The organism is Pseudomonas artemisiae (assembly GCF_057128685.1).
The window spans coordinates 32,390-54,920 of record NZ_JBSKHS010000021.1; the positions used below are offsets into that span (position 1 = coordinate 32,390).

Sequence of the window (22,531 nt, forward strand, 5' to 3'; positions counted from 1 at the left end):
AGGAATCAACCGATGTCTTTCACCAAAGAAGCTCTGCAACTCGTCAACGATAACGCCCTGGCTGCCGCCGGCAAGACGCTCGAAACCGACACACCGACCGTGTTGGTACCAGAATCTGTTCAGGTCATCAGCCTGGAGAAATATCAGGATGGCCGCTCCCGTTTCCGTGGCACCTACTCCACCGATTCACTGGCCGACTTCGGCGGCTACGTGGTAGATCGGGGTCACGCGCTTGCCCAGGGCTTCGTCGATCAGAAGGCCATGGCTTGTAAGGTGTTCTTCAACCTTGGCGATGAAAGCCGGCCAGGGCACGCAGATGACAACGCGGTGCTAAAGCTCCTGCCCACTGCAGCCTATCAAGCCGTAAGTGCTATCGGCGGCAAGGGCCTGAGCCAGAAAGACCTCAGCGACTGGATTGAAGACTGGAGCCTAAACCTCAAAGTGTTCGACCAGTCCGGCGAAGAAGTGAAGTTGGCAAAGGCCATCGCGGGAGTACGCAACATCACTGTGAAGGGCACCACCGAGAGTGATCACAGCGTAGGCGAGACGCGCTCCAGCCGCAGCGCTATGGAACAGATCGAGGCCAACAGCAAGGACACCATTCCGGCCAACCTGGTATTCACTGCCGTACCGTATGAGGGCCTAGCCCCGCGCGACTTCACATTTCGGCTATCGGTGATCACCAGCGGCAGCCAGCCGGTGCTGAAGCTGCGGTGGATAGGTGAAGAGGTCCAGCGCGAAGAAATCGCTCAGGAATTCAAAGGCGTGCTGCAGCTGCTGGTGCAGGACAAAGCATCGCTGCGCCTGGGGAGCTTCGACGCCCGCTGATCCAACCGGGGCCGCGACCACCGGCCCCACCCGTTTACCACCAAACAAACTAGGCGCTGAAGGGTGGAGCGTGGATTTGACACAGGTCGTTCTGTCGAAATTGAATTTCCCAAGTTTCGGTACCGTTTGCAGATCCAGTCCCAGCATCCGCTGCGACCTGCAACCTGCAACCTGCAACCTGCAACCTGCAACCTGCAACCTGCAACCTGCAACCTGCAACCTGCATCTTCAATGACTTCCTGATTCAATCAGGTCACAAGGCTTCAAGGCAGATCCTAAGCAAAATATTTTTCATGCTTCTTTGGTACAAGCGCGACCTCGCCCCAACTAGGATACTTGACACTCAGGCCCTGGCCGTTATCAGTGATTCTCCCATAGAAAATCACAAACCTACCGACATTACTCATGGTCAACTCACGAAGATCAGCATCTCGTTGCGAGATCATTACAGAAAAATCTTTGTACCCCCCTTTGGATTTGAAACCCAACTTAACAAAACGGGTGCTAGTTGGATATTTTCCGGGTTCATAAATACTAACGATTCGTCCATAACCTAAAATTGGTAAATTGGTAGTTTCTGATAGGCTTTGAACATCTCGTAGGGCGTCAACCAACAACTGTGCATGCTGGGACTCGGGGAAAACGTAATACTTATAGAGATTTTCGTCAAACTTTCTGCATAGGCCAAATACCGATGTCACCGAGCTAGGCAGTTTGAAAGTTTTTCCGCGATGACGGGCTATAGGAACCTCCGTAATTTCGCCCTGTTCATCCTCAACAGCCGTTTGGTCATACTCTTTCATCTCTTTATCTGGCGAAACCGGTCTATCTTTCATAAAAGAGTGGACGATTACAAGCTTGCCGTCGATGATAGCCTGTGCTGCCTCCTCCTCGCTTACATATTTCTTCCCGACTATCTGCTTGGTGCGAAGACCACATTTGGTTTTGACATTGCGACGGTGCGCATAGTAAGCATTACGGCCACTCTTATCCGCGTCGTTATCTTCAGGCGACCTAAATAAAGGACAAGAACATTCCGGACAGAATATTTGTGCCTTCATCTCATTTTGGTATTCGGATGTTAAGACGGGCTTCCCTTTTGCCCTCAAACTTGAATCGCTATCTTGCCCAAAAACCCATCCTGGTAAATGCAGCGCGTGCTTTATTCGATTGATACCAAAGCTCTGTTTTTTTGTGATTCCATCAGCCATTGCACGCTCCTTAGTAAAACCATACCTCTACTTACACGAAACTATAGCTCATAGCCAGTAAGGTAATTTCCGCTCCTACAGCAATGGATCTATCCGCTGGCCTCGGCGGAATGAAGCACCGGCGCGGAAGTGGTTATCGATGCCATCCGGTTTCCTCATCACCATCCCGGCAAACCCACCGCTCCCGGAGAATTCATGAACCCCTACGCCCTGCGAGGCAAGACCGTCCTGAGCTTTTCAGGCGGGCGCACCAGCGCATACATGCTCCGCCAGGTACTGGATGCGAACGACGACCGTAGCGACCTGCTCGTGTTGTTCGCCAATACCGGGAAGGAGCATCCAGCCACGCTTGAATTTGTCCGGGAATGCGCCAGCCATTGGGCCGTGCCGATTACCTGGCTAGAGTACCGCGACGATGAGCTGGGCTTTGCCGTGGTGGATTTCGACAGCGCCAGCCGCGACGGTAAGCCTTTCCAGGCCGTGATACGCAAGCGCAAGTACCTGCCCAATCCGGTCACCAGGTTCTGCACGGTTGAGCTGAAAATCAGAACGATGCACCGCTATCTCAAGCACATCGGCTGGACCAATGAGGATGGCGAGTGGGATCAGATGGTGGGTATCCGGGCTGATGAGCAGCGCCGGGTGGCGAAGATTCGCAAGCGCGGGACCAGTACTGAAACGCCCCGGGAACACATGCTAATGCCATTGGCAGATGCTGGTGTATCCGTGCATGACGTAGGGGCCTTCTGGCTAGCCCAGCCGTTCAACCTCCAACTGGCCACAGTCAATGGCCGAACGCTTGAAGGCAACTGCGACCTCTGCTTCCTCAAGCCGCTCAACCAGGTCTATTCGATCATCGCCTCGGACCGTACTCGAGGCGAGTGGTGGGCACGCCAGGAAGCTGCGACACGCTCTGCCGGCATGTTCGCCGGCGACGGTGCGCGGTTCCGCAAGGACCGACCCAGCTACCAGCAGATGATCTATTACGCCGGCCAACAACATGACCTCTTTGCCGAACTTGATGAGCCCATTGAGTGTTTCTGCGGTGATTAGTAATGGCAATCCCCGAGCCTCTACCCGGGATAGCAGTCCTTCTCAGCAACCCACCATTCGCGCCCATCATGCTCATTGCAAGACACGCGCAAATTTATGCCGTCATGCTCCTCAACAACTCCGCATCTCTCCGTGCCCGTGGTGGTGTCACAGACGTCATCTCCTTTATTAAAACCCTCACTCAACGCATCACTCATTTTGTATCTCCTGCTAAGGCGGGTGTGATGTTCGCTTAACCAATACCCCATTTCATGGTTTTTCTCCAGTCTCTTACTTTTTGGAAGCAGCTATGACCGCTGCAATCAACCTCTTCTCCTGCCTCGGCGGACGGAGCACGGCCTAACGCGCCGCTGGCTTCAAAATCGCTATACGTTGCCAACTGGTATTCGTTCCCTCTCATTCATTGCGCACGCCTAGGCGGACGGCTTCTTGGAGTATCCATGGACCATCACCGTATCTTGGTAGGTGACTGCATCGACATGATGCGGACGCTGCCAGGCGAGAGCGTGCACACTTGCGTGACCTCGCCGCCCTACTTCGGCCTGCGGGACTACGGCGTTGACGGCCAGATCGGCCTGGAGGCCTCTCCGCGCGAATTCATTAACAACCTGGTGCAGGTGTTCCGCGAGGTTCGCCGGGTGCTGCGTGACGACGGCACCCTATGGGTGAATATGGGCGACAGCTATGCAGGAAGCTGGGGCGCCCACGGCCGTGACGATATGGGCCTGGGCGTTTCCTCACTCAGTGCCCGCCAGGTTGCCGCCAGCGCTCTAAAGCAGAAGAAGCCCAACCACGGCGGATTCAAGCCGAAGGACCTGATGGGCATGCCCTGGCGCCTAGCCTTCGCCCTCCAGGATGACGGCTGGTATCTACGCCAGGACATCATCTGGCATAAGCCAAACCCAATGCCCGAGAGTGTGCGGGACCGCTGTACGAAGGCACACGAATACCTGTTCCTGCTGAGCAAGGGCCTGCGGTACCGCTTCGACCAAGAAGCCATACGGGAGCCTGCCACAAACAGCAGTGCCGCCCGATGGGCGCAGGATGTTGAAAGCCAGGCTGGTAGTGACCGTGTCCCAGGTAAAACTAACGGTCCAATAAAGGCCGTGGGCAGTAGCCGCCGCAACAGCTTTGCTCGAGTAACGAAGTACTCCGAAGGCGAACACGGCCAGACCGGGCAGCACCGGCCCGGTCGGGAGCATATCGACTACGACCAAACGCGGAACAAGCGCAGCGTGTGGTCGGTGGCCACCAACGGATTCAAAGGCGCCCACTTCGCAACCTTCCCGCCGGAGCTAATACGGCCCTGCGTCCTGGCCGGGGCGCCGCGCGGCGGGCTGGTCCTGGACCCATTCGGCGGATCGGGCACCACAAGCCTAGTCGCCATGCAGGAAGGCCGGCAATCGGTGCTCTGCGAGCTCAACCCCGCATATGCCGCCCTCGCCCGTCAGCGCCTAGACGCCGCCTGGCTCGAAGGCGCTTCCCAGATGGACATGCTGCTGGATATGCCAGCCGCTTAACCCATTCCCTATTTCCAACGTCGCCAGCCCGGCAGGCCCAGGGCTGTTTGGAGCATTCATGACCTCGCTTAAAAAACCCGCTTTTGACTTCAAAACGCAGTACAGCCTGGGCTTCTCCACTCAAGACGATGAGATCGTGGTGGACTTCTTCTGTGGCGGCGGTGGCGCTGGCACCGGCCTTGAGATGGGCCTGCGCCGCGCCGTCACTGTAGCCAAGAATCACAGCCCGGCGGCTATCGCCATGCACACCGTCAACCACCCCCACGCCCGGCACTTCACCACGGACGTGTTCGACGGCGACCCAGACGAAGAATGCCAGGGGCGTGCCGTGGGTTGGTTCCACATGAGCCCCGATTGCACGCATCACAGCCAGGCTGCTGGCGGCCAGCCGCGCAAGCGCGAGATCCGCAACCTGTCGTGGATCGGTTTGAAGTGGGCGGGCAAGAAGCGGCCCAGGGTAATCAGCCTGGAGAACGTTAAGCAGATCCTGCAATGGGGTCCACTGATCGCTAAGCGAGACAAGGCAACAGGCCGAGTAATGAAGCTAGGCGGCCAGGTAGCAGCCCCTGACGAAGTAGTGCCCGTGCACCAGCAGTTCCTGGTGCCCGACCCGAAACGCCGCGGTACCACCTGGCGTCGGTTCGTAGCCCTGCTCGAAGGCATGGGCTACGCAGTCGAGTGGCGCGTTATCAAGGCCTGCGACTTCGGCGCGCCTACCAGCCGTGAGCGCTTGTTCATGATCGCCAGGTGCGATGGGCAGCCCATTGTGTGGCCAGAACCCACCCACGCCCGCCAGCCTGCCAAGGGACAGCATAAGTGGCGCACCGCCGCTGACTGCATCGACTGGTCGGTACCGAGCAAAAGCATCTTCGGCCGCAAAAAGGACCTGGCCCCGGCCACGCTTCGACGGGTAGCCAAGGGTTTGAAGAAATTCGTCATCGATAGCGCGGACCCGTTCATCGTGCCAATCGCCAACTGGTCGGGTGAGTTAGCCCAGTCGGCCCGCGAACCGCTACGCACCGTGACTTCCTGGCCTCGCGGCGGATCGTTCGCCATGGCCAGCCCCATCATCGCGCCCGCTACCCACCAGGGCAGTGACCGGGTTAACGACGCGGGCGAGCCTCTTCCCACTATCACCTGCGCCAATCGGGGCGAGCTGACACTGATCAGCCCTACCCTGATCCAGACAGGGTATGGCGAGCGTGCCGGCCAGCAGCCGCGCGCACCTGGCCTGCACCAGCCGCTCGGCACGGTCGTGGCCGGCGGCGTCAAGCATGCGGTCGTCGCCCCTCTGCTGGTCGGTACCGGCGGGCCGGCTTACTCAGGCGGGCCGGGCACTGCCGATCAGCCCATGGGCACAGTGATGACCCAGGACCAACGCGGCTTGGTGTCAGCGTTCATGGCCCAGGCCAACGGCGGTTTCAACACCACCCACGCCAAGGGCTTAGACGAACCCATGACCACGGTGACGAACACAGGCAGCCAACAGCAGCTGGTGAGCGCCAGCCTGGCCACGCTGCGCCGTAACTGCACCGGCCGACCCATGAATGAGCCGGTACCGACGATGACCGCCGGCGCCGAGCATCATGCGCTGGTGGAGTACACACTCTCTCCAGAACATGAAGAAGGCGCTCTGCGCGTTGCGGCATTCCTGATCAGCTACTACGGCACAGAGAACACCAGCAGTTGTGCCAGCCCCGCGCCAACGATCACAACCAAGGATCGCCTCGGCCTAGTAACCGTGTACGTGCGTGGGACGCCCTATGTGATCGTGGATATCTGCCTGCGGATGCTGCAGCCGCATGAGCTCTATCGGGCTCAGGGCTTCCCCGCTGACTACATCATCGACCGTGGCGCCGACGGCAAGCCCTTCACCAAAACCCAGCAGGTGCATATGTGCGGCAATAGCGTGAGCCCGCCACCCATGGCTGCACTAGCCCAGGCCAATGATCCATGGCGGGTAGCCACGCGGGAGGCAGTAGCCGCATGAACCAATCCAAACTCGAATCACTCATCGAAACCTGCATCAACACTGCCATTGGTTATGTGGTGGCCTTGATTTCTCAGTTGCTGGTATTCCCACTGGTGGGCATTGACGTTCCGTTTAGCACCAACCTGGTGATCGGGGCCTGGTTCACCTTGATCAGCATTGTTCGCGGCTACGTTATCCGGCGCTGGTTTAACGCCAGGCTGAAGCGTGCTGCCCGACAGCTGGCTGGAATTGACCCATGACCCGTTACCGCCCAACTCAGGCGCGACGCCGGCCCATGCCCCTCTTCCTAACCGTTCCGACCTGCGAGTACTGCGGTAACCACCGCGCCCAGGGCAACCACACCAAATGCAGCAAGCAGCGCCAGGCCGACAGGAGAGCGCAATGACGAAAGAGAAAGATGCAATCCAGCTTATCCAGCGGATGCTGAATAATCTTGGGCGAGAAGTCTTCTTCACTGAAGATGTCGGGCCAAGCGATCGAGAGCATGATCAGATCGTGCTGGAAATGCAGCGCCTGGTTGAGAGTGCGAGTGCCGCCCCACAGCCGCCGTCTGTTGGCGAACTATCTCGCACAGAGAACGTGCCCTGCCCGGCGTGCGGTGGAAGTCTTAGCACTTGGAAATGCCTGTGTACACCTATGTGGCCCAGCTATAAAACCGAACCGCTACCGCTGTCTGTTGGCGAGGGTTGCAGCCATATTTGGGTGAACGCCGCTAACCGTGGCGCTGGCAGCGGTGAAGTGTGCCAGGTGTGCGAGATCCACCGTTCTATTGATCCATCTGTTGGCGGGGAGGTGGAAGTGCTGGGGCATATGTATAGCCGCCCCGAAGTTGAATGGCCTGTCTACTACCCCCAACCGTCTAAGGATGGGGGTGGATGGACACATACCGAACTGGTAGACCGCGCCCTCGTCACCGCCCAGGCCAAGGAAATAGCGGAGTTGCGGGCGCGGGTGGCAAAGGTTATTTCTTTCGTAGAAAGACTTTGCGATGCAGCAGGGGACCAGCCAAGTGTGGCAACAGGGTACTTGCGCGATATCCTGTCAGCACTGGCCCAGCAGGTGACACCATGAAGAACTGCACCCAAGGTCGGAGGCACAAATGGGCTTTCCAGCACAACGTCCAGATTACCCGTATCAACGGCAATCGTGGCTCTGTCAGCCTGCGCGGCTTGTACAAGTGCGCTTGCGGCGAGCAAAAGCAGGGCTCGCCGGGGTTAAGCTCATGACCGACGAACAGAACCGGGTACCGCTCAACTGCCGGCAGCGCCTAGCTGCAGAGGGCAAACCCTATCCGAGATCCTCATGCGCATCTTGCGGTCAGTTCTCGCCCAAGTGGAAGGAATGCGATGCACAGCTTAAAGCCTTGCATGATGAGTTGCCGGCCATGGCCGATCTCAACCTGCAGGTGTTCGAAGAGCTGCAGCAGGCCCAGGCGCAACTCGCCGTTAGCCAGGCTAGAGTCGCCGAGCTGGAACGCCTTCTCAATACACCCCACACGACTGAATGGTTTGAGGGTGTTCGATTGGAGGCCGGGCACCAGATCAAGCGGTGGGGTGCAAACCATGACGCAGGCAAGCAGCCAGCCGACTGGTTTTGGCTTATCGGCTACCTAGCGCAGAAGGCTATGACAGCGCAAATGGCTGGCAACGATGAAAAGGCCCGCCATCACACCATCAGTACCGGCGCCGCTATGCTCAACTGGTTTCGGGCCATCGTAGGCGATAGCACCGCTATGCGACCTGGCATTGATGATGCTGCACTGGCCCAGCAGGTAAAGCCATGACTACGGAGGTCAGAACTAGCGACCTCATCGGCAGCGCGCTGGACTGGGCCGTGGCCAAGGCGGTGGGCGTGCCGGTTCGCCTGGAGCCGCCCTGCTATGAAGTGCCTGGCGCACCTATCGAACCGACCTGGATGGCTCGCGCTATAACCCATCCGTGAACTGGGCGATTGGCGGGCTGCTGATCGATCAGCACTGCAAAATCTTTGGCCTTCACCATGTGCATGCCGAGTGGCGCGCCTTCGCTTACCGGCCTTACCTACAAACCGGCTTGACCCGTCTTGCTGGCGGCCCTACCGCCCTAGTCGCCTTCTGCCGCGCGCTAGTGCTAGTTCACCTGGGCGACACGGTCACCGTACCGGCTGAGCTCGTACCAGCCTAACCCCCCCTTCCCTATTTGAACCTGCCGACTGACGGCGGGTGAGGTATTCCCATGTCCGCAACTCAGCGATTCCACGAAGTAGCCAATGATGCACTGGTCAATATCAGCGAGCAGCTTTGGCCCGACGCCAAGCTCTGCCTCACCATCTACACCGAGGGCAAGCCAAGCCTCGACATCGTTCTCAAGGATCAAGGCATTTGCCTGGATGAAGTCCTGAGCACCCTGCGCAGGGCCGGGCTCAGCATTGATGGCGACAATACCTACAAGCGGGATCTGTGCGACGCAATCGTCGGGGCGTTGGCGGTAGGCAAGCAGGATCGTAACCCGCCGCCGGAAGGTCACTGGGCCCAGCGCTTCTGGGATATCGGACGGGAGGAAGGGAAGCTTCAGGATGAGCTGCTGATCGACTTGATTGATGCCGCGGCCCAGTTGCGCACATACGAAACCCTGCATCGCGCCAAGGGCACCGCCGAAAGCACTGCCAAAGCCGAGGTAAACGCCGAACTGGCTGCACGCTTCGAAGCAACCATCGCCAAGGCTACTGCCTAACCCCTTCCCTATTCAGCCTGCTGGTGACGGTGGGTGAGGTGTCCCCCATGCCTGAGGAAATCCCAATTACGAAGGAGGCAGAGCTCTGCGAAGCCTTCATTCGCTCAATGAACAAGGTTGAGGGCTGGACCTGCTACCCCGAGGCGGCAGGGTTCGACATCCTGGTTGTGCATGAAAGCGGACGCCAGATCGGCGTTGAGGCGAAGCTAACCCTTAACGCCAAGGTAGTGGACCAGATCCTGCCCCACGACTACGAAACCTTCTATGGAAAGCCTGGGCCAGACCACAGGATGATCATCGTTGGCAAGCTGACTGATGCGAGCCGGGGCGTTTCCAGATTGCTGCATATGCTCGGAATACCCGTTCTCGTGCCCCGATGGGGATACAGGGGTGTCATGGCAGGCTCTTGGGAGTTCGACCTAGAGTACCAATGCAACCTCGGAAACGGCCGGAGCTATTTCAGCAACGGTGAAAGCCTGCATCTCCATGACTGGAACCCCCCGGCACGGTGCCAGGTGCCAATGGTTGTAGGCTGCCACAAGGCCGGCGTTCCATCCCCGATCAGGCTCACCCCGTGGAAAGAGTCGGCCCTTCGAGTGATTGCTCTTATCCGGAAGCAGGGCTCCATCACCGCTAAGCAGATTCAAGAGCAAGGGATCAGCCCTACCGCGTGGACTCGCCCGAACGGCCCGAAGGAAAGCTGGCTTGGCCGTGGGGCAATCCGAGGGACTTGGATTGAAACCTCGCACATGCCTGCCTTCGACAAGCAGCACCCCGAGGCCTACGCACTTGCTGTGGCCATTGTCGCCGAGTCATCACCTGCCGAGTTAAAGCTCGCCTAACCCCGACCGCCGCCCCAGGCGGCCTGGAGACCTCATGTCACTGATATCCGTAGAGCAGGCGGCGGGCGTGCTTGGCGTGAGCCGGGCCACCGCCTACCGCATGGCCAGGGAGAACCTAATCCCCGTCGTGCGGCTTTTGAAACGCGGCATCCGGATACACCACGGAAAGCTGCAAGAGATGATCGATGCCGAGGCGGCTGCTAGTATCTGCGCCGCGGGCGGCATATCGGAGGAACCCGAATGCCCTACAAAAGAGCCGATTCGCCTTACTGGTGGATATTCGTCACCCAGGCGGATGGAACAAGAACTCGACGATCTTCTGGCACTAGCGACTTCGCGGCGGCAAAAGCGATAGAGCAACAGGCTAAGGCCGACGCGTGGAAGGAAAAGGAATGGGGCGTGAATCCGCCCCGATCGTTCAACGATGTAATGGTCCCGTACCTGCGTAACGCCAGCCAGCACCAGCGCAGTTTCGAGACGACAGCACATAGGGTCAAACCATTGCGTGCCCATTTTAACGGGTTTGTGATGAACGATCTAAGCGGAAAGCACATTCGAGCGTATATCGACGAGCGGTTGTCTGGAAAGACCTCCGCAGCCACGATCAACCGGGAACTGGCGGCGCTGTCTGCTGCGATCAACTGGTGCAACGTGGAATACGAATGGGCTTTGCCTAACCCTGTGAAGGGCCGGACGCTAAAGGAACCTGAAGGCCGGGTGCGTTGGTTAACCCGGGCAGAAGTAGAAAGCCTGTGCCGCGCGGCCAGGGCGCAGAAGTTCGGGGTGATCCTCGAGAGCTTCATTCGCCTGGCGGTGAACACAGGTTGCAGGAAGGAAGAGATGCTGGGGCTGGAGTGGCGCCGGGTGGACTTCACCAACGGGCTAATTCATCTGGAAGGGATTCACACGAAGGCAGGGAAGCGGCGAAGCATTCCGCTGAATGAAGGGGCGCTGGATGCGCTGAAGACGATGGCCAGCTTTCGGGCGCAGTACTGCCCCGCTACACCCTGGGTATTTGCCCGTGGCACCGGTGAGCGAGTGATCTGCATTCGGAAGGGGTTCAACGAAGCGTGCAAGACGGCGGGTATCACCGACTTCACGATTCACGACCTGCGGCACACCTGCGCGGCGCACTTGATAAGCGCGGGGGTGGCGATGGCCGAAGTCAGGGATTTGCTGGGACACTCCACGATCATGATGACGGAGCGTTATGCGCACTTGGCGCCAGCGAGGGTAAGGGAAGCGGTCCGGATACTGGACCAGGGCCGCGAACAGGCAAGTTCACGTACAGTTCACGCTGCTAATCCAGCGTGCCAAGGGGGAGCACTGCTTAAGCTCGTAACCCCTTGATTTTCAATTGGTGCGGACGAAGAGACTCGAACTCTTACAGCTTGCGCCGCTGGAACCTAAATCCAGTGTGTCTACCAATTTCACCACGTCCGCGTAACCGGTCGAAGCAAAGGCGCCAGACTTGCGTAAGGCGCCTCCTAGCGAATATGGGGTGGACGATGGGAATCGAACCCACGACAACTGGAATCACAATCCAGCGCTCTACCAACTGAGCTACGCCCACCATATTGCATTTACTTGTTCAAGGCCAAATACCAAAGCTGCCAAATGGCGCACCCGGCAGGACTCGAACCTGCGACCATCCGCTTAGAAGGCGGATGCTCTATCCAGCTGAGCTACGGGCGCTCTGTATTCAACTTCAGGGCTGAAGTGAAAAAGCCGCTACCGCGAATACCTGCTAACTAACTGACCAGAAAGAGGTTTTCAGCGATCACTTGCGCCAGCGTTAGGCCCTGCCCGACAAGTGCGACGAATCTTATAGAGGGCACCAAAAGGCGTCAATAGTTTTTTGGAAAAAAATGCAGGCGAATAAAGGGCTTAGCGGATTCGCGCCTGCGTGTGCCTTTGACCTGATCGCCGAGCATGCGAGAATAGCGACACATTTTCTTCCCCTTCGAGTGTTTACCACGCGTCATGACAGCACAACTTATCGACGGCAAGGCGATCGCCGCCAGCTTGCGCCAGCGCATCGCTCAGCAAGTGATAGAACGCCGGCAGCAGGGCCTGCGTGTTCCAGGGCTGGCAGTCATCCTGGTCGGTACCGATCCTGCGTCCGAGGTGTACGTTTCCCACAAGCGCAAAGATTGCGAGGAAGTGGGGTTTCTGTCCCAAGCCTATGATCTGCCCGACAGCACCCGTCAGAATGAGCTGGAGGCATTGATCGACCGCTTGAACGGCGACCCGGCCATCGACGGGATTCTCCTGCAACTGCCGCTGCCTGCCGGCCTGGATGCCTCCAGCCTGTTGGAGCGTATTCGCCCCGATAAAGACGTTGATGGCTTCCACCCCTATAACGTAGGCCGTTTGGCGCAGCGCATTCCGCTGCTGCGGCCGTGCACGCCCAAGGGCATCATGGCGCTGCTTGAAAGCACCGGGCAAAACCTCTATGGCATGAATGCCGTGGTGGTGGGCGCCTCCAATATCGTAGGGCGGCCCATGGCTATGGAGCTGCTGCTCGGTGGCTGCACCGTAACCGTGACTCACCGTTTTACTCGGGACTTGGCCGATCATGTCAGCCGCGCGGACCTGGTAGTAGTGGCCGCGGGTAAACCAGGGTTGGTGAAAGGCGAGTGGATCAAGCACGGCGCCATCGTGATCGATGTGGGCATCAATCGCCAGGAAGACGGCAAGCTGGTAGGGGATGTGGTGTACGACACTGCCCTGCCCCGCGCGGGCTGGATTACCCCCGTTCCTGGCGGCGTTGGCCCAATGACCCGGGCCTGCCTGCTGGAAAACACCCTGTACGCCGCTGAATCGTTGCACGTTTGAGGTCTGTTTCGGCCCATAGGAGCGAGCGCAAGCTCGCGAAGAGACGGCACAGGCATCCCGTGACGTACTGTTCGCCAGCTCGGCTGGCTCTTACAGCCATCCCGATTGTTACTTCTTGGCCGCCTCCCACGATTTCACCAGCTCGGTGTAACTGACGGTTTGGCCCTGGGGCTTTTCGTTGGCCAGTTTTGGCTTGGGCGCCCCGGGCTGGTCGAACCAGTACTGGGCGGTTTTTTCCTCGTTGAGTTTAGGCCCGCACTTGGAGCTTGCCTGAGCGCGCTCCAGGCGCTTGAGCATATTGTCCTGGTCCATGGCCAGCCCATCGAGCGCCTGCTGGGCGGTTTTTTCGCCGCTGACCGCGTCCGACACATGCTTCCACCACAGTTGCGCAAGTTTTGGATAGTCCGGCACGTTAGTCCCGGTTGGCGTCCATTGCACCCGCGCCGGGCTGCGGTAGAACTCCACTAAGCCACCCAGTTTGGGCGCCATTTCGGTCATGGCCTGGGAGTTGATGTCCGATTCGCGAATAGGCGTCAGGCCAACGATGGTTTTCTTCAGCGACACGGTTTTGGCGGTCACAAATTGAGCATAGAGCCAGGCAGCCAGGCGCTGTTTTTCCGGAGTGGACTTAAAGAACGTCCATGAACCGGTATCCTGGTAGCCAAGCTTCATGCCTTCTTCCCAATAAGGCCCTTTAGGTGAAGGCGCCATGCGCCACTTGGGCGTGCCATCGCTGTTCACCACGGGCAGGCCGGGCTTGGTCATGTCGGCGGTAAAGGCGGTGTACCAGAAAATCTGCTGCGCCACTGCCCCCTGAGCCGGTACCGGGCCTGCCTCGGAGAAGGTCATGCCCGCCGCTTGTGGGGGGGCGTAGGCCTTGAGCCAGTCGATGTATTTTTGCGTGGCATAAACCGCTGCCGGGCCATTGGTGTCGCCGCCGCGGGTTACGCTGGAGCCCACCGGGCGGCAGTCCTCCACGCGAATGCCCCACTCGTCCACTGGCAAGCCATTAGGTAGGCCCTTGTCGCCACCACCGGCCATGGAGAACCAGGCATCGGTGAAACGCCAGCCCAGGGAGGGGTCTTTCTTGCCGTAGTCCATATGGCCATACACCCGCTTGCCGTCGATCTCCTTTACGTCCTCGCTGAAGAATTTGGCGATGTCCTCATAGGCGGACCAGTTGACCGGCACGCCCAGTTCGTAACCATACTTGGCCTTGAATTTCTCTTTCAGGTCAGGCCTTTCGAACCAGTCAGCGCGGAACCAGTACAGGTTGGCGAATTGCTGGTCGGGCAGTTGGTAAATCTTGCCATCGGGGGCGGTGGTAAAAGAGATGCCAATAAAGTCCTTGAGGTCCAGGGTCGGCGAGGTGTAGGCCTTGCCTTCGTTGGCCATCATGTCAGTGATCGATTCAGCCTTGCCGTAGCGAAAGTGGGTACCGATCAGGTCCGAGTCATTGATCCAACCGTCGTAGATGCTTTCGTCAGATTGCATCTGGGTTTGCAGCTTCTCAACCACGTCCCCTTCCTGCATCAGGTCGTGGGTCAGCGTGATCCCAGTAATCTCGCTGAACGCCTTGGCCAGCACCTTGGACTCGTATTCATGGGTAGTCAGGGTTTCGGACACTACCTTGATGTTCATGCCGCGAAACGGCTTGGCGGCCTCGATAAACCATTTGAGCTCGGCCATCTGCTGCTCGGGCGTGAGGGTGGAAGGCTTGAACTCGCTGTTGATCCACTTCTTCGCGGCGTCCTCATAGGCATCGGCCCAGGCCAGCGAACCATAGGCGCCGAACACGAGCAGGGCCGCCAACGTGATGCCCTGTCGCCTGTTGTTTTTATTCTCGAACATGGGTTTCCTCCCGAATGGATGTACGCGCGCGTGGCTCGGGGCCCGGCGCTGTTCTTGCTACGCGCGAGCGCCAGGCATTAGCCCCAGCGCATCACGATTGCCAACCACACCAGGGCAAGCACCGAGCCCACCCAGATGCTCCAGTCAGTAGCGCCTATCACCAACAGGTGAAGGTAGGCGCTACCGAGAAGGCCAATGAACAGCCGGTCGCCACGGGTTGTGGTGATCGGCAAGAAACCCCTGCGTTCGGTGCCGGGCCAGCGTAGCTCCACAGCGGTCATAACCAGCAGTACCAAGGCCACGGCAATGAAAAACACAGCGGTTGGAAGGGTCCAGGCCATCCAGCTCATGCTACGGCTTCCTTATACCCGGCCCAGGGCAAAGCCCTTGGCCACATGGTTACGAACGAACCAGATCACCAGCAGCCCCGGCAGGATGGTCAACACCCCCGCCGCCGCCAGCACCCCCCAGTCGATACCTGCCGCAGACACCGTACGGGTCATCACGGCGGCGATGGGCTTTGCGTTCACGCTGGTCAGCGTGCGCGCCAGCAATAGCTCCACCCAAGAGAACATAAAGCAGAAGAACGCCGTAACACCGATCCCCGAGCCAATCAGCGGGATAAAGATCCGCAGGAAAAATTTGCCGAAGCCATAACCGTCGATGTACGCGGTTTCGTCTATTTCCTTGGGCACGCCGGACATAAAGCCTTCGAGAATCCACACCGCCAATGGCACGTTGAACAAGCAGTGAGCCAGGGCTACGGCATAGGGGGTATCGAACAGGCCAATGGATGAATACAACTGGAAGAACGGCAGCAAGAACACCGCCGGTGGCGCCATGCGGTTGGTCAGCAGCCAGAAGAACAGGTGCTTGTCGCCCAAAAACCGATAACGGGAAAACGCATAGGCGGCCGGCAGGGCCACTAGCAGCGAGATCGCCGCGTTAAGGCTCACGTAGTACATGGAGTTGAGGTAACTCTGGTACCAACTGGGATCAGTGAAAATCACCTTGTAGTTCTGCCAGGTGAAATCCTGGGGCCAAAGCGTAAGGCCGCCCAGGATCTCCGTGTTGGTTTTGAACGACATGTTGACCAGCCAGTAGATGGGCACCAGCAGGAAGGCCAGGAACAGCAGCAGGATAAAGGTTTTACGTGTGATCATGGTGTCAACCCCGGTCGGTATGGGTCATGGCGGTGTAGAACAGCCAGGACACCAACAGGATGATCAAGAAGTACACCAGCGAGAACGCTGCCGCCGGCCCCAGGTCGAACTGCCCTACCGCCATTTGCGTGAGGGTTTGGCTGAGGAAGGTAGTGGCGTTACCCGGGCCGCCGCCGGTGAGCACGAAAGGCTCGGTGTAGATCATAAAGCTGTCCATAAAGCGCAGCATCACGGCGATCAGCAGCACGCTCTTGAGCTTGGGCAGTTGAATGTACCGAAACACCGCCCAGGGTGAAGCGCGGTCGATACGCGCGGCCTGGTAGTACACGTCCGGGATAGCCCTTAGCCCTGAATAGCACAGCAAGGCCACCAGCGAGGTCCAGTGCCACACGTCCATGATCAGCACGGTGCCCCAGGCATCGCGGGTATGAGCCGCGTAGTTGTAGTCCACCCCCAACGCATTGAGGCCCCAACCCAGCAGGCCAATGTCACCTCGGCCGAAGATCTGCCAGATGGTGCCCACCACGTTCCACGGGATCAGCAGCGGGATGGCCATCACGATCAGCACCAGCGACGCGCGCCGCCCACGGGCAGGCATGGTCAGGGCGATGGCGATGCCCAGCGGGATTTCGATCAACAGTACACAGGCCGAGTAGATAAATTGCCGTAGCAGCGAATCGTGCAGGCGCGGGTCTTGCAGCACCTGGCGATACCAGTCGGTGCCGACGAAGAAGCGGCTGTTGGCGTCGAAAATATCCTGCACCGAATAGTTGACCACGGTCATCATCGGCACGATGGCGCTAAATGCCACTAGCAGGAACACTGGCATTACCAGCCACCAGGCCTTGTTGTTGGGTACCTTGTTCATTGTTCGGCCTCCACCAGCACGTCGTTGGCGTAGAGCATCAGCCAGGGCGCCGGAAAGCTCACTGGCACCTCGCCTTCAGGTAGCGGGCGGTCCTCGGGCAGACGCGCCATGAGCCGCTGGCCACCCAGTTCCAAGGTAAGAATCCGGTAGGTGCCCAGGTCTTCCACATGGCGCAGGCGGGCGGCCAGGGTGTATTCAGCGGGCGCGTCCCAGATGCGTACGAATTCAGGCCGGATACCTAGCTGCAAGCGCTGCCCGGCAAGCTGTGGCAGTTGGCCTGCCAAGCCCGGAGGTGGCGGTACCTGAATGTCGCCAAACGCCAGGGCATCACCTTGCTGGGTAACGTCGATCAGGTTCATGCCGGGGCTACCGATGAAGTAACCCACGAAGCTGTGGCGCGGGCGCTCGAACAACTCCCGCGGAGTGCCGAACTGCACGATCTTGCCCCCGTACATCACGGCGATCTTGTCGGCAAAGGTGGAAGCCTCCAACTGATCGTGGGTGACATACACCATGGTGATGTTGAACTGCTCGTGGATCTGCTTGAGCTTGCGCCGCAGCCGCCATTTCAGGTGCGGGTCGATCACCGTCAGCGGCTCGTCGAACAGAATGGCCGATACGTCGTCACGCACCAGCCCACGGCCCATGGACACTTTCTGCTTTTCGTCGGCGCTCAGGTTTTTGGCTTTTTTCGCCAACACCGGAGTGAGTTCCAGTACGTCAGCGATTTCCTCCACCTTCTTACGCACTTTGTCCGCGGCCATGCCCTGGTTGCGCAAGGGAAAGGCCAGATTGTCGAACACCGTCATGGTGTCGTACACCACCGGGAACTGAAACACCTGGGCGATGTTGCGCTGCTCGGGGGTTTTCTCGTTTACCCGCTGGCCGTCGAACAGCACCTGGCCTTCCGAAGGGGTCAGCAGCCCTGAAATGATATTGAGCAAAGTGGACTTGCCACACCCAGACGGCCCTAGCAAGGCGTAGGCCCCGCCCTGCTCCCAGATATGGTCCAGGTGCTGAAGCGCATAGTCTTCGGGCTTGGCCGGCTGGCTCATATAGCTATGTGCCAATTGCTGCAAACGGATCTCGGCCATCAGGCAGCCCTCGCCGCGCGCCGGCCCGGGGCCTGAACCAGGCGCCCCTGGGGCTCGAACACGAATAATTTATGAGTGGGGATGTACACCTTGATGGGCGCGTCTACGGCAAATTCATGCACCCCCGGCAGGTGCGCCACCAGCCGCCACTGGTCATTGCGCACGTGCAGGAAGGTTTCCGAGCCGCTGATCTCGGCAAGCTCCACGGTCACTGCCAGCTCCAGATCATCATCGTTGGAAGGCACCAGGGTGATATGGCTGGGGCGCACGCCGAAACGAAACGCCCCTTCACCGAGACCTTGCAGGTCGGCATTGAGCGGGAAGTGGGCGAAGTCGGCCAAGCTCGTTTCTCCTCCGCTGATCCGCCCCGGCAGCAGGTTCAGGGGTGGTTCAGAGAACAGTTCGGCTGCCAGCACTTCGCTGGGGCGTTGATACACCTGGGCCGTCGGCCCGCTCTGGATGATCCGCCCTTCGTGCACGATGGTCGTGGTGCCGCCCAGGGCCAGGGCCTCGTTAGGTTCGGTGGTGGCATACACCGCAATGGTATGGCGCGTGGCGAACAACTCGCGCATTTCCAGGCGCAGCTCTTCACGCAGCTTGTAGTCCAGGTTCACCAAGGGCTCGTCGAACAGAATCAGCTCGGCATCTTTCACCAAGGCCCTGGCCATGGCGGTGCGCTGCTGCTGCCCACCGGAAAGCGCCAGAGGGTAACGCGCCAGGAACGGCTCGATGCGCAGCATCTTGGCCGTGGCCCGCACCCGCTGATCGATTTCGTCCGCGGGCAATTTCGCCTGGCGCAGCGGCGAGGCGATATTGTCGTACACGGTCAGGTTGGGGTAGTTGATGAACTGCTGGTAAACCATCGACACCCGGCGCGCCCGCACGGGCACTCCGGTCACGTCCCTACCTTGCATCAATACCTGGCCGGCATCGGGGCGGTCCAGGCCGGCCATCAACCGCATCAGACTGGTTTTGCCGGAGAGGGTACGGCCCAACAGCACGTTGAATGAACCTGCCTCGAACCGCAAGTTAGCGGTGTCGATCCAGTGCTGCCCATCGACGATGCGGGATACATCGCGCAGTTCCAGTGCCATGGCTGCAACCTTCTTGTTGTAATAGCCAAGCTACAGCCACAACCGTGCCAACCCAGGGAAAACCGCGCCCCAGAGCCCTCCAGGGCACCAGTGGGTTTTACCTGTGAACATAAGTGAACAGCCAAGGCTGAACAACTGAACAGCCCAAGTGTTGACAATGTTCAGTTTTGAACAACACTGGTGGAACAAAAATAATCATAAAGGCCGCCGCCATGCTCAGCAGCCACAACGGCATCGTTCACGAACAAGCCATCCGCGAAGCCTGGGCACGCTCGACCGCCGCGGGGTTGCAACCTCAAGCGCCAGCCGACCACAGCCTGCCTACCCCCAATGAGCTGGAACAATGGCAACTGCGGCGCGCGGAGCTGATCCGCATCACCAGCTTTCAATTGATGCCCGCCTATTCTCAGGTACTGGACCCCATTCACGCCTTGTTGCTGCTGGCCGACGAACAGGGGCGATTACTGCACACCTGGGGTAGGCCACGTTTTGATCCTGTTCAGGCTAAAGCCTTTACCGCCGGTACACACTGGAGTGAGGCGCGCATGGGCTGCAACGCGCTGGGCACTGCACTGGCGTGTGGCCAGGCCGTGCATATAGAACACGATGAGCACTTTCTGGCAGCCAACCGTTTCATGAGCGGTTCAGCGGCACCGATATTCGATGCAGACCGTCGCCTAGTGGGGGTGCTGGGGCTGTCCAGCGACAGTTTCCTGCCGCCTTCGCACACCTTGGGCACGGTCAAAATGATAGGCCAGGCCTTGGAGAACGCTTTGCTGGAAGCCCAGTACGGGCCCACTCATCACCGCTTGGTGTTCAATACCGCGCGCAATAACCTGGATAGCCCCTGGGCCGGCATTCTTATGTTCGACAGGCAGGGCCAAGTTCTGGCGGCCAACCGACGCGCTGATACGCTGTTGGGCCAAGACCCAAGGGGCTTAGCGCTCGAAGCACTCTTTAGGGTCAGCCTTGGCGAACTGCTGTCGCGCCCACCCACCCTGCCCTTCCCGCTGCTGGCGGCAGGTCGTAGCCGCTTGCAGTGCCTGTTGCGCCCGCCCAGCCAACCCGTCGCGTCGGCAACCAGTTCTCTGTCCGAACAACAGGCATTGCTGAACAAAGGCCTGCGCCTGCTGGAGCGTGATATTCCGCTGCTGATCAGCGGCGAAACCGGGGCCGGTAAAGAAGTGCTGGTCAAGGCGCTGCATGGGGCAAGCTCCCGGGCACGCCAACCCCTGGTGGCGGTGAACTGCGCGGCTATTCCACCGGAACTGGTGGAGGCTGAGCTGTTTGGCTACGAAAAAGGCGCCTTCACCGGTGCTAATCAAAAAGGCAATGTGGGGCTGGTACGCAAGGCTGACAAGGGCGTGCTGTTCTTTGACGAAATCGGAGACATGCCCTTGCAGACCCAGGCGCGCTTGCTACGGGTCTTGCAAGAGCGCTGCATCCAGCCCCTTGGCAGCGGTGACCCGGTGCCAGTGGATATACGGGTGATCTGCGCGACCCATAGGCCGTTGGCCGAAGCGGTGGCCGAGGGAAGTTTCAGGGAGGACCTGTACTACCGCATTGCAGGTTGCACGCTACGGCTGCCGCCACTGCGTGAGCGCGCCGACCGTGGGGAGCTGATCCTGGCCATTTGGGCCCGTTACCGGCAACCAGAGCAAACAGCGGGCTTTAGCGACAGCGCCCTGCAGGCGTTGATGAACCACCCTTGGCCGGGCAACCTACGCCAGCTAAGCAGTGTGATCCAGGTAGCCCTGGCGTTGGCGGATAACGCTCTGATCGAACTGGGGCACCTGCCTTCGGAACTGCTGGAGCCCTTTGGTGCTGTGCCGGCCCTGCCACCCAAAGTAGTGGAGGTGCCTGCCCAAGACATCAATGCCCTGCTGCGCGCTACCGATGGCAATATCTCCCAAGTAGCCCGGCGCCTCGGGGTAAGCCGCAACACCGTGTACAAACGCCTCAGGGAATTGAACGCTGGCGGTTTATAGACCCAACGGTAGGCGCCAGCGAAGCTGGCGAAGGCGACGGTGCAGGCGCTGGGGTGTTTGCCTTTGAGCCGCATTCGCGAGCTGGCGCTCACTCCTACAACGGAAGGCGCCAGCTAGTACCACCTTTACCATCTTCCAAGACCACGCCCATGGCGGTGAGCTGGTCGCGGATACGGTCGGATTCGGCCCAGTTTTTGTCGGCTCGCGCTTGCAAGCGGGCCTGAATCAACGCATCCACCTCAGCCGCATCTACCCGGCCTTCAGCGCCTGCTTGCAGGAAGCCCTCGGCCTCTAGCTGCAATACGCCCAACAGGCCGCCCAATTCACGCAGGCGCCCGGCCAGGCCTTCGGCCGAGGCAGGGTCGGTCTCGCGCAGGCGGTTGATCTCACGGGCCAGGTCGAACAGCACGGCGCAGGCTTCGGCAGTGTTGAAGTCGTCGTTCATGGCTGCGGTAAAGCGCTCCACGAAGGCCTCGCCGCCCACTGGCGCGCTCGCTGGCAGGCCCTTGAGCGCGTGGTAGAACCGCTCCAGCGCGCCCTTGGCGTCGCGCAGGCTGTCTTCGGAATAGTTGATCGCGCTGCGGTAATGGCTGGCCACCAGCAGGTAACGCACCACTTCAGGGTGATACTTGGCCAGCACATCGCGAATGGTGAAGAAGTTGTTCAACGACTTGGACATCTTCTCGCCGTTGATGCGGATCATTCCGCAGTGCATCCAGGCCTTGGCGTAAGGCTTGCCGGTGGCTGCCTCGCTCTGGGCAATTTCGTTCTCGTGGTGCGGGAATTCCAAATCGCTGCCGCCACCGTGAATGTCGAAGCTCTCGCCCAGGCAGCAAGTGGACATCACCGAGCATTCGATATGCCAGCCAGGCCGGCCCGGGCCCCACGGGGATTCCCAGCTGGGCTCGCCGGGCTTGGCTGCTTTCCACAGCACAAAGTCCAGAGGGTCCTGCTTGGCTTCCTCTACCTCGATCCGGGCGCCGATACGCAGGTCTTCGATACGCTTGCGCGACAGCTTGCCATAGCCTTCGAACTTGCCCACGCGGTAGTACACGTCACCATTGCCAGGGGCGTACGCGTAGCCTTTGTCGATCAAGGTCTGGATCATCGCCTGCATGCCGGGAATATGGTCGGTCGCCCGGGGCTCTTGGTCTGGCGGCAAGATGTTTAGCCGACGTTCGTCTTCGTGCATGGCCTCGATCATTCGCGCGGTCAGTGCGTCGAAGGGCTCGCCGTTATCCCGCGCGCGGTTGATGATCTTGTCTTCGATATCGGTGATATTGCGCACATAGGTCACGTCATACCCGCTGTAGCGCAACCAGCGGGTCACCAGATCGAAGGCGACCATACTGCGGCCGTGCCCCAAGTGGCAGTAGTCGTACACGGTCATGCCGCACACGTACATCCGCGCCTTGTTGCCGTCCAGAGGGGTAAACGGCTCCTTGGCCTTGGTCAGGGTGTTATAGATGTTCAGCAC

23 protein-coding genes and 3 tRNA genes are annotated in these 22,531 nt (G+C 59.4%); 15 read left to right on the forward strand and 11 right to left on the reverse strand.

Annotated elements, in window-relative coordinates; genetic code table 11:
- Positions 1 to 12: 12 nt before the first annotated feature.
- The gene (locus ACWKV4_RS18960) at positions 13 to 828 is read left to right on the forward strand and encodes a DUF2303 family protein (protein ID WP_483833653.1); all 816 of its coding nucleotides are present in this window, start codon (positions 13 to 15) and stop codon (positions 826 to 828) included.
- Between the two features lie 275 nt (positions 829 to 1,103).
- On the opposite strand, the gene ACWKV4_RS18965 is transcribed toward ACWKV4_RS18960, so the two are convergent.
- Positions 1,104 to 2,039 carry a hypothetical protein gene (locus ACWKV4_RS18965; RefSeq protein WP_483833654.1) on the reverse strand — a complete coding sequence of 312 codons (936 nt, stop codon included), beginning with the start codon at positions 2,037 to 2,039 and terminating at the stop codon, positions 1,104 to 1,106.
- Positions 2,040 to 2,234: 195 nt separating this feature from the next.
- On the opposite strand from ACWKV4_RS18965, the gene ACWKV4_RS18970 reads away from it, so the two are divergent.
- The 12 genes from ACWKV4_RS18970 to ACWKV4_RS19025 all read left to right on the forward strand — a co-directional run bounded on the left by ACWKV4_RS18970 (position 2,235) and on the right by ACWKV4_RS19025 (position 11,508).
- Positions 2,235 to 3,092: a phosphoadenosine phosphosulfate reductase domain-containing protein gene (locus ACWKV4_RS18970; protein ID WP_483833655.1), complete on the forward strand. Its 858-nt coding sequence runs from the start codon at positions 2,235 to 2,237 to the stop codon at positions 3,090 to 3,092.
- A gap of 440 nt (positions 3,093 to 3,532) precedes the next feature.
- A complete protein-coding gene (locus tag ACWKV4_RS18975) occupies positions 3,533 to 4,612 on the forward strand; it encodes a DNA-methyltransferase (RefSeq protein WP_483833656.1) in 1,080 nt (359 codons plus the stop codon).
- A 58-nt stretch (positions 4,613 to 4,670) separates the two neighbouring features.
- Complete coding sequence (locus ACWKV4_RS18980; protein ID WP_483833657.1) at positions 4,671 to 6,602, forward strand: DNA cytosine methyltransferase; 1,932 nt, start codon at positions 4,671 to 4,673, stop codon at positions 6,600 to 6,602.
- A complete protein-coding gene (locus ACWKV4_RS18985) occupies positions 6,599 to 6,844 on the forward strand; it encodes a DUF7220 family protein (protein WP_483833658.1) in 246 nt (81 codons plus the stop codon). Before ACWKV4_RS18980 ends, ACWKV4_RS18985 begins: the two co-directional genes overlap by 4 nt.
- A 142-nt stretch (positions 6,845 to 6,986) precedes the next feature.
- On the forward strand, positions 6,987 to 7,676 hold the full coding sequence (locus ACWKV4_RS18990) for a hypothetical protein (RefSeq protein WP_483833659.1): 690 nt from the start codon (positions 6,987 to 6,989) through the stop codon (positions 7,674 to 7,676).
- 151 nt (positions 7,677 to 7,827) lie between these two features.
- A complete protein-coding gene (locus ACWKV4_RS18995; protein WP_483833660.1) occupies positions 7,828 to 8,388 on the forward strand; it encodes a hypothetical protein in 561 nt (186 codons plus the stop codon).
- Positions 8,385 to 8,546: a hypothetical protein gene (locus ACWKV4_RS19000; RefSeq protein ID WP_483833661.1), complete on the forward strand. Its 162-nt coding sequence runs from the start codon at positions 8,385 to 8,387 to the stop codon at positions 8,544 to 8,546. Before ACWKV4_RS18995 ends, ACWKV4_RS19000 begins: the two co-directional genes overlap by 4 nt.
- Positions 8,543 to 8,767: a hypothetical protein gene (locus tag ACWKV4_RS19005; protein ID WP_483833662.1), complete on the forward strand. Its 225-nt coding sequence runs from the start codon at positions 8,543 to 8,545 to the stop codon at positions 8,765 to 8,767. The genes ACWKV4_RS19000 and ACWKV4_RS19005 overlap by 4 nt, the downstream gene beginning before the upstream one ends.
- A 51-nt stretch (positions 8,768 to 8,818) precedes the next feature.
- Positions 8,819 to 9,316, forward strand: a complete 498-nt coding sequence (locus ACWKV4_RS19010) for a hypothetical protein (RefSeq protein WP_483833663.1) — start codon at positions 8,819 to 8,821, stop codon at positions 9,314 to 9,316.
- A gap of 47 nt (positions 9,317 to 9,363) precedes the next feature.
- Positions 9,364 to 10,158 (forward strand): hypothetical protein, encoded by a 795-nt coding sequence (locus ACWKV4_RS19015; RefSeq protein WP_483833664.1) that lies wholly within the window; start codon positions 9,364 to 9,366, stop codon positions 10,156 to 10,158.
- Between the two features lie 34 nt (positions 10,159 to 10,192).
- On the forward strand, positions 10,193 to 10,513 hold the full coding sequence (locus ACWKV4_RS19020) for a helix-turn-helix domain-containing protein (RefSeq protein WP_483833665.1): 321 nt from the start codon (positions 10,193 to 10,195) through the stop codon (positions 10,511 to 10,513).
- Positions 10,399 to 11,508: a tyrosine-type recombinase/integrase gene (locus tag ACWKV4_RS19025; RefSeq protein ID WP_483833666.1), complete on the forward strand. Its 1,110-nt coding sequence runs from the start codon at positions 10,399 to 10,401 to the stop codon at positions 11,506 to 11,508. Before ACWKV4_RS19020 ends, ACWKV4_RS19025 begins: the two co-directional genes overlap by 115 nt.
- Before the next feature lie 8 nt (positions 11,509 to 11,516).
- On the opposite strand, the gene ACWKV4_RS19030 is transcribed toward ACWKV4_RS19025, so the two are convergent.
- The 3 genes from ACWKV4_RS19030 to ACWKV4_RS19040 form a co-directional block, all read right to left on the reverse strand.
- Positions 11,517 to 11,601 (reverse strand) — tRNA-Leu (locus ACWKV4_RS19030).
- 54 nt (positions 11,602 to 11,655) lie between these two features.
- Positions 11,656 to 11,731 (reverse strand) — tRNA-His (locus ACWKV4_RS19035).
- A gap of 45 nt (positions 11,732 to 11,776) precedes the next feature.
- Positions 11,777 to 11,853, reverse strand: a tRNA-Arg gene (locus ACWKV4_RS19040).
- A gap of 288 nt (positions 11,854 to 12,141) precedes the next feature.
- On the opposite strand from ACWKV4_RS19040, the gene folD reads away from it, so the two are divergent.
- Complete coding sequence (gene folD, locus ACWKV4_RS19045; RefSeq protein WP_483833667.1) at positions 12,142 to 12,996, forward strand: bifunctional methylenetetrahydrofolate dehydrogenase/methenyltetrahydrofolate cyclohydrolase FolD; 855 nt, start codon at positions 12,142 to 12,144, stop codon at positions 12,994 to 12,996.
- Positions 12,997 to 13,104: 108 nt separating this feature from the next.
- On the opposite strand, the gene ACWKV4_RS19050 is transcribed toward folD, so the two are convergent.
- The 6 genes from ACWKV4_RS19050 to ACWKV4_RS19075 form a co-directional block, all read right to left on the reverse strand.
- On the reverse strand, positions 13,105 to 14,847 hold the full coding sequence (locus ACWKV4_RS19050) for an ABC transporter substrate-binding protein (RefSeq protein WP_483833668.1): 1,743 nt from the start codon (positions 14,845 to 14,847) through the stop codon (positions 13,105 to 13,107).
- A gap of 77 nt (positions 14,848 to 14,924) precedes the next feature.
- Complete coding sequence (locus tag ACWKV4_RS19055; protein WP_483833669.1) at positions 14,925 to 15,197, reverse strand: DUF2160 domain-containing protein; 273 nt, start codon at positions 15,195 to 15,197, stop codon at positions 14,925 to 14,927.
- Between the two features lie 12 nt (positions 15,198 to 15,209).
- Positions 15,210 to 16,010: a carbohydrate ABC transporter permease gene (locus tag ACWKV4_RS19060; RefSeq protein ID WP_483833670.1), complete on the reverse strand. Its 801-nt coding sequence runs from the start codon at positions 16,008 to 16,010 to the stop codon at positions 15,210 to 15,212.
- A gap of 4 nt (positions 16,011 to 16,014) precedes the next feature.
- Positions 16,015 to 16,878 carry a carbohydrate ABC transporter permease gene (locus ACWKV4_RS19065; protein WP_483833671.1) on the reverse strand — a complete coding sequence of 288 codons (864 nt, stop codon included), beginning with the start codon at positions 16,876 to 16,878 and terminating at the stop codon, positions 16,015 to 16,017.
- Positions 16,875 to 17,972, reverse strand: a complete 1,098-nt coding sequence (locus ACWKV4_RS19070; protein WP_483833672.1) for an ABC transporter ATP-binding protein — start codon at positions 17,970 to 17,972, stop codon at positions 16,875 to 16,877. The genes ACWKV4_RS19065 and ACWKV4_RS19070 overlap by 4 nt, the downstream gene beginning before the upstream one ends.
- Entirely contained in the window at positions 17,972 to 19,066 is a 1,095-nt protein-coding gene (locus ACWKV4_RS19075; protein ID WP_483833673.1) for an ABC transporter ATP-binding protein, read from the reverse strand. The genes ACWKV4_RS19070 and ACWKV4_RS19075 overlap by 1 nt, the downstream gene beginning before the upstream one ends.
- A gap of 212 nt (positions 19,067 to 19,278) precedes the next feature.
- On the opposite strand from ACWKV4_RS19075, the gene ACWKV4_RS19080 reads away from it, so the two are divergent.
- Positions 19,279 to 21,054, forward strand: a complete 1,776-nt coding sequence (locus tag ACWKV4_RS19080; RefSeq protein WP_483833674.1) for a sigma-54-dependent Fis family transcriptional regulator — start codon at positions 19,279 to 19,281, stop codon at positions 21,052 to 21,054.
- Positions 21,055 to 21,148: 94 nt separating this feature from the next.
- Here the strand turns inward: ACWKV4_RS19080 and cysS are convergent, their stop codons facing one another.
- A complete protein-coding gene (gene cysS / locus ACWKV4_RS19085) occupies positions 21,149 to 22,531 on the reverse strand; it encodes a cysteine--tRNA ligase (RefSeq protein ID WP_483833675.1) in 1,383 nt (460 codons plus the stop codon).

Excerpts from the sequence above, each read along its gene's own strand:
- ACWKV4_RS18960 (WP_483833653.1), top strand. The coding sequence starts at position 13 with ATGTCTTTCACCAAAGAAGCTCTGCAACTCGTCAACGATAACGCCCTG.
- ACWKV4_RS18965 (WP_483833654.1), bottom strand. The coding sequence starts at position 2,039 with ATGGCTGATGGAATCACAAAAAAACAGAGCTTTGGTATCAATCGAATA.
- ACWKV4_RS18970 (WP_483833655.1), top strand. The coding sequence starts at position 2,235 with ATGAACCCCTACGCCCTGCGAGGCAAGACCGTCCTGAGCTTTTCAGGC.
- ACWKV4_RS18975 (WP_483833656.1), top strand. The coding sequence starts at position 3,533 with ATGGACCATCACCGTATCTTGGTAGGTGACTGCATCGACATGATGCGG.
- ACWKV4_RS18980 (WP_483833657.1), top strand. The coding sequence starts at position 4,671 with ATGACCTCGCTTAAAAAACCCGCTTTTGACTTCAAAACGCAGTACAGC.
- ACWKV4_RS18985 (WP_483833658.1), top strand. The coding sequence starts at position 6,599 with ATGAACCAATCCAAACTCGAATCACTCATCGAAACCTGCATCAACACT.
- ACWKV4_RS18990 (WP_483833659.1), top strand. The coding sequence starts at position 6,987 with ATGACGAAAGAGAAAGATGCAATCCAGCTTATCCAGCGGATGCTGAAT.
- ACWKV4_RS18995 (WP_483833660.1), top strand. The coding sequence starts at position 7,828 with ATGACCGACGAACAGAACCGGGTACCGCTCAACTGCCGGCAGCGCCTA.
- ACWKV4_RS19000 (WP_483833661.1), top strand. The coding sequence starts at position 8,385 with ATGACTACGGAGGTCAGAACTAGCGACCTCATCGGCAGCGCGCTGGAC.
- ACWKV4_RS19010 (WP_483833663.1), top strand. The coding sequence starts at position 8,819 with ATGTCCGCAACTCAGCGATTCCACGAAGTAGCCAATGATGCACTGGTC.
- ACWKV4_RS19015 (WP_483833664.1), top strand. The coding sequence starts at position 9,364 with ATGCCTGAGGAAATCCCAATTACGAAGGAGGCAGAGCTCTGCGAAGCC.
- ACWKV4_RS19020 (WP_483833665.1), top strand. The coding sequence starts at position 10,193 with ATGTCACTGATATCCGTAGAGCAGGCGGCGGGCGTGCTTGGCGTGAGC.
- ACWKV4_RS19025 (WP_483833666.1), top strand. The coding sequence starts at position 10,399 with ATGCCCTACAAAAGAGCCGATTCGCCTTACTGGTGGATATTCGTCACC.
- folD (WP_483833667.1), top strand. The coding sequence starts at position 12,142 with ATGACAGCACAACTTATCGACGGCAAGGCGATCGCCGCCAGCTTGCGC.
- ACWKV4_RS19050 (WP_483833668.1), bottom strand. The coding sequence starts at position 14,847 with ATGTTCGAGAATAAAAACAACAGGCGACAGGGCATCACGTTGGCGGCC.
- ACWKV4_RS19055 (WP_483833669.1), bottom strand. The coding sequence starts at position 15,197 with ATGAGCTGGATGGCCTGGACCCTTCCAACCGCTGTGTTTTTCATTGCC.
- ACWKV4_RS19060 (WP_483833670.1), bottom strand. The coding sequence starts at position 16,010 with ATGATCACACGTAAAACCTTTATCCTGCTGCTGTTCCTGGCCTTCCTG.
- ACWKV4_RS19065 (WP_483833671.1), bottom strand. The coding sequence starts at position 16,878 with ATGAACAAGGTACCCAACAACAAGGCCTGGTGGCTGGTAATGCCAGTG.
- ACWKV4_RS19070 (WP_483833672.1), bottom strand. The coding sequence starts at position 17,972 with ATGGCCGAGATCCGTTTGCAGCAATTGGCACATAGCTATATGAGCCAG.
- ACWKV4_RS19075 (WP_483833673.1), bottom strand. The coding sequence starts at position 19,066 with ATGGCACTGGAACTGCGCGATGTATCCCGCATCGTCGATGGGCAGCAC.
- ACWKV4_RS19080 (WP_483833674.1), top strand. The coding sequence starts at position 19,279 with ATGCTCAGCAGCCACAACGGCATCGTTCACGAACAAGCCATCCGCGAA.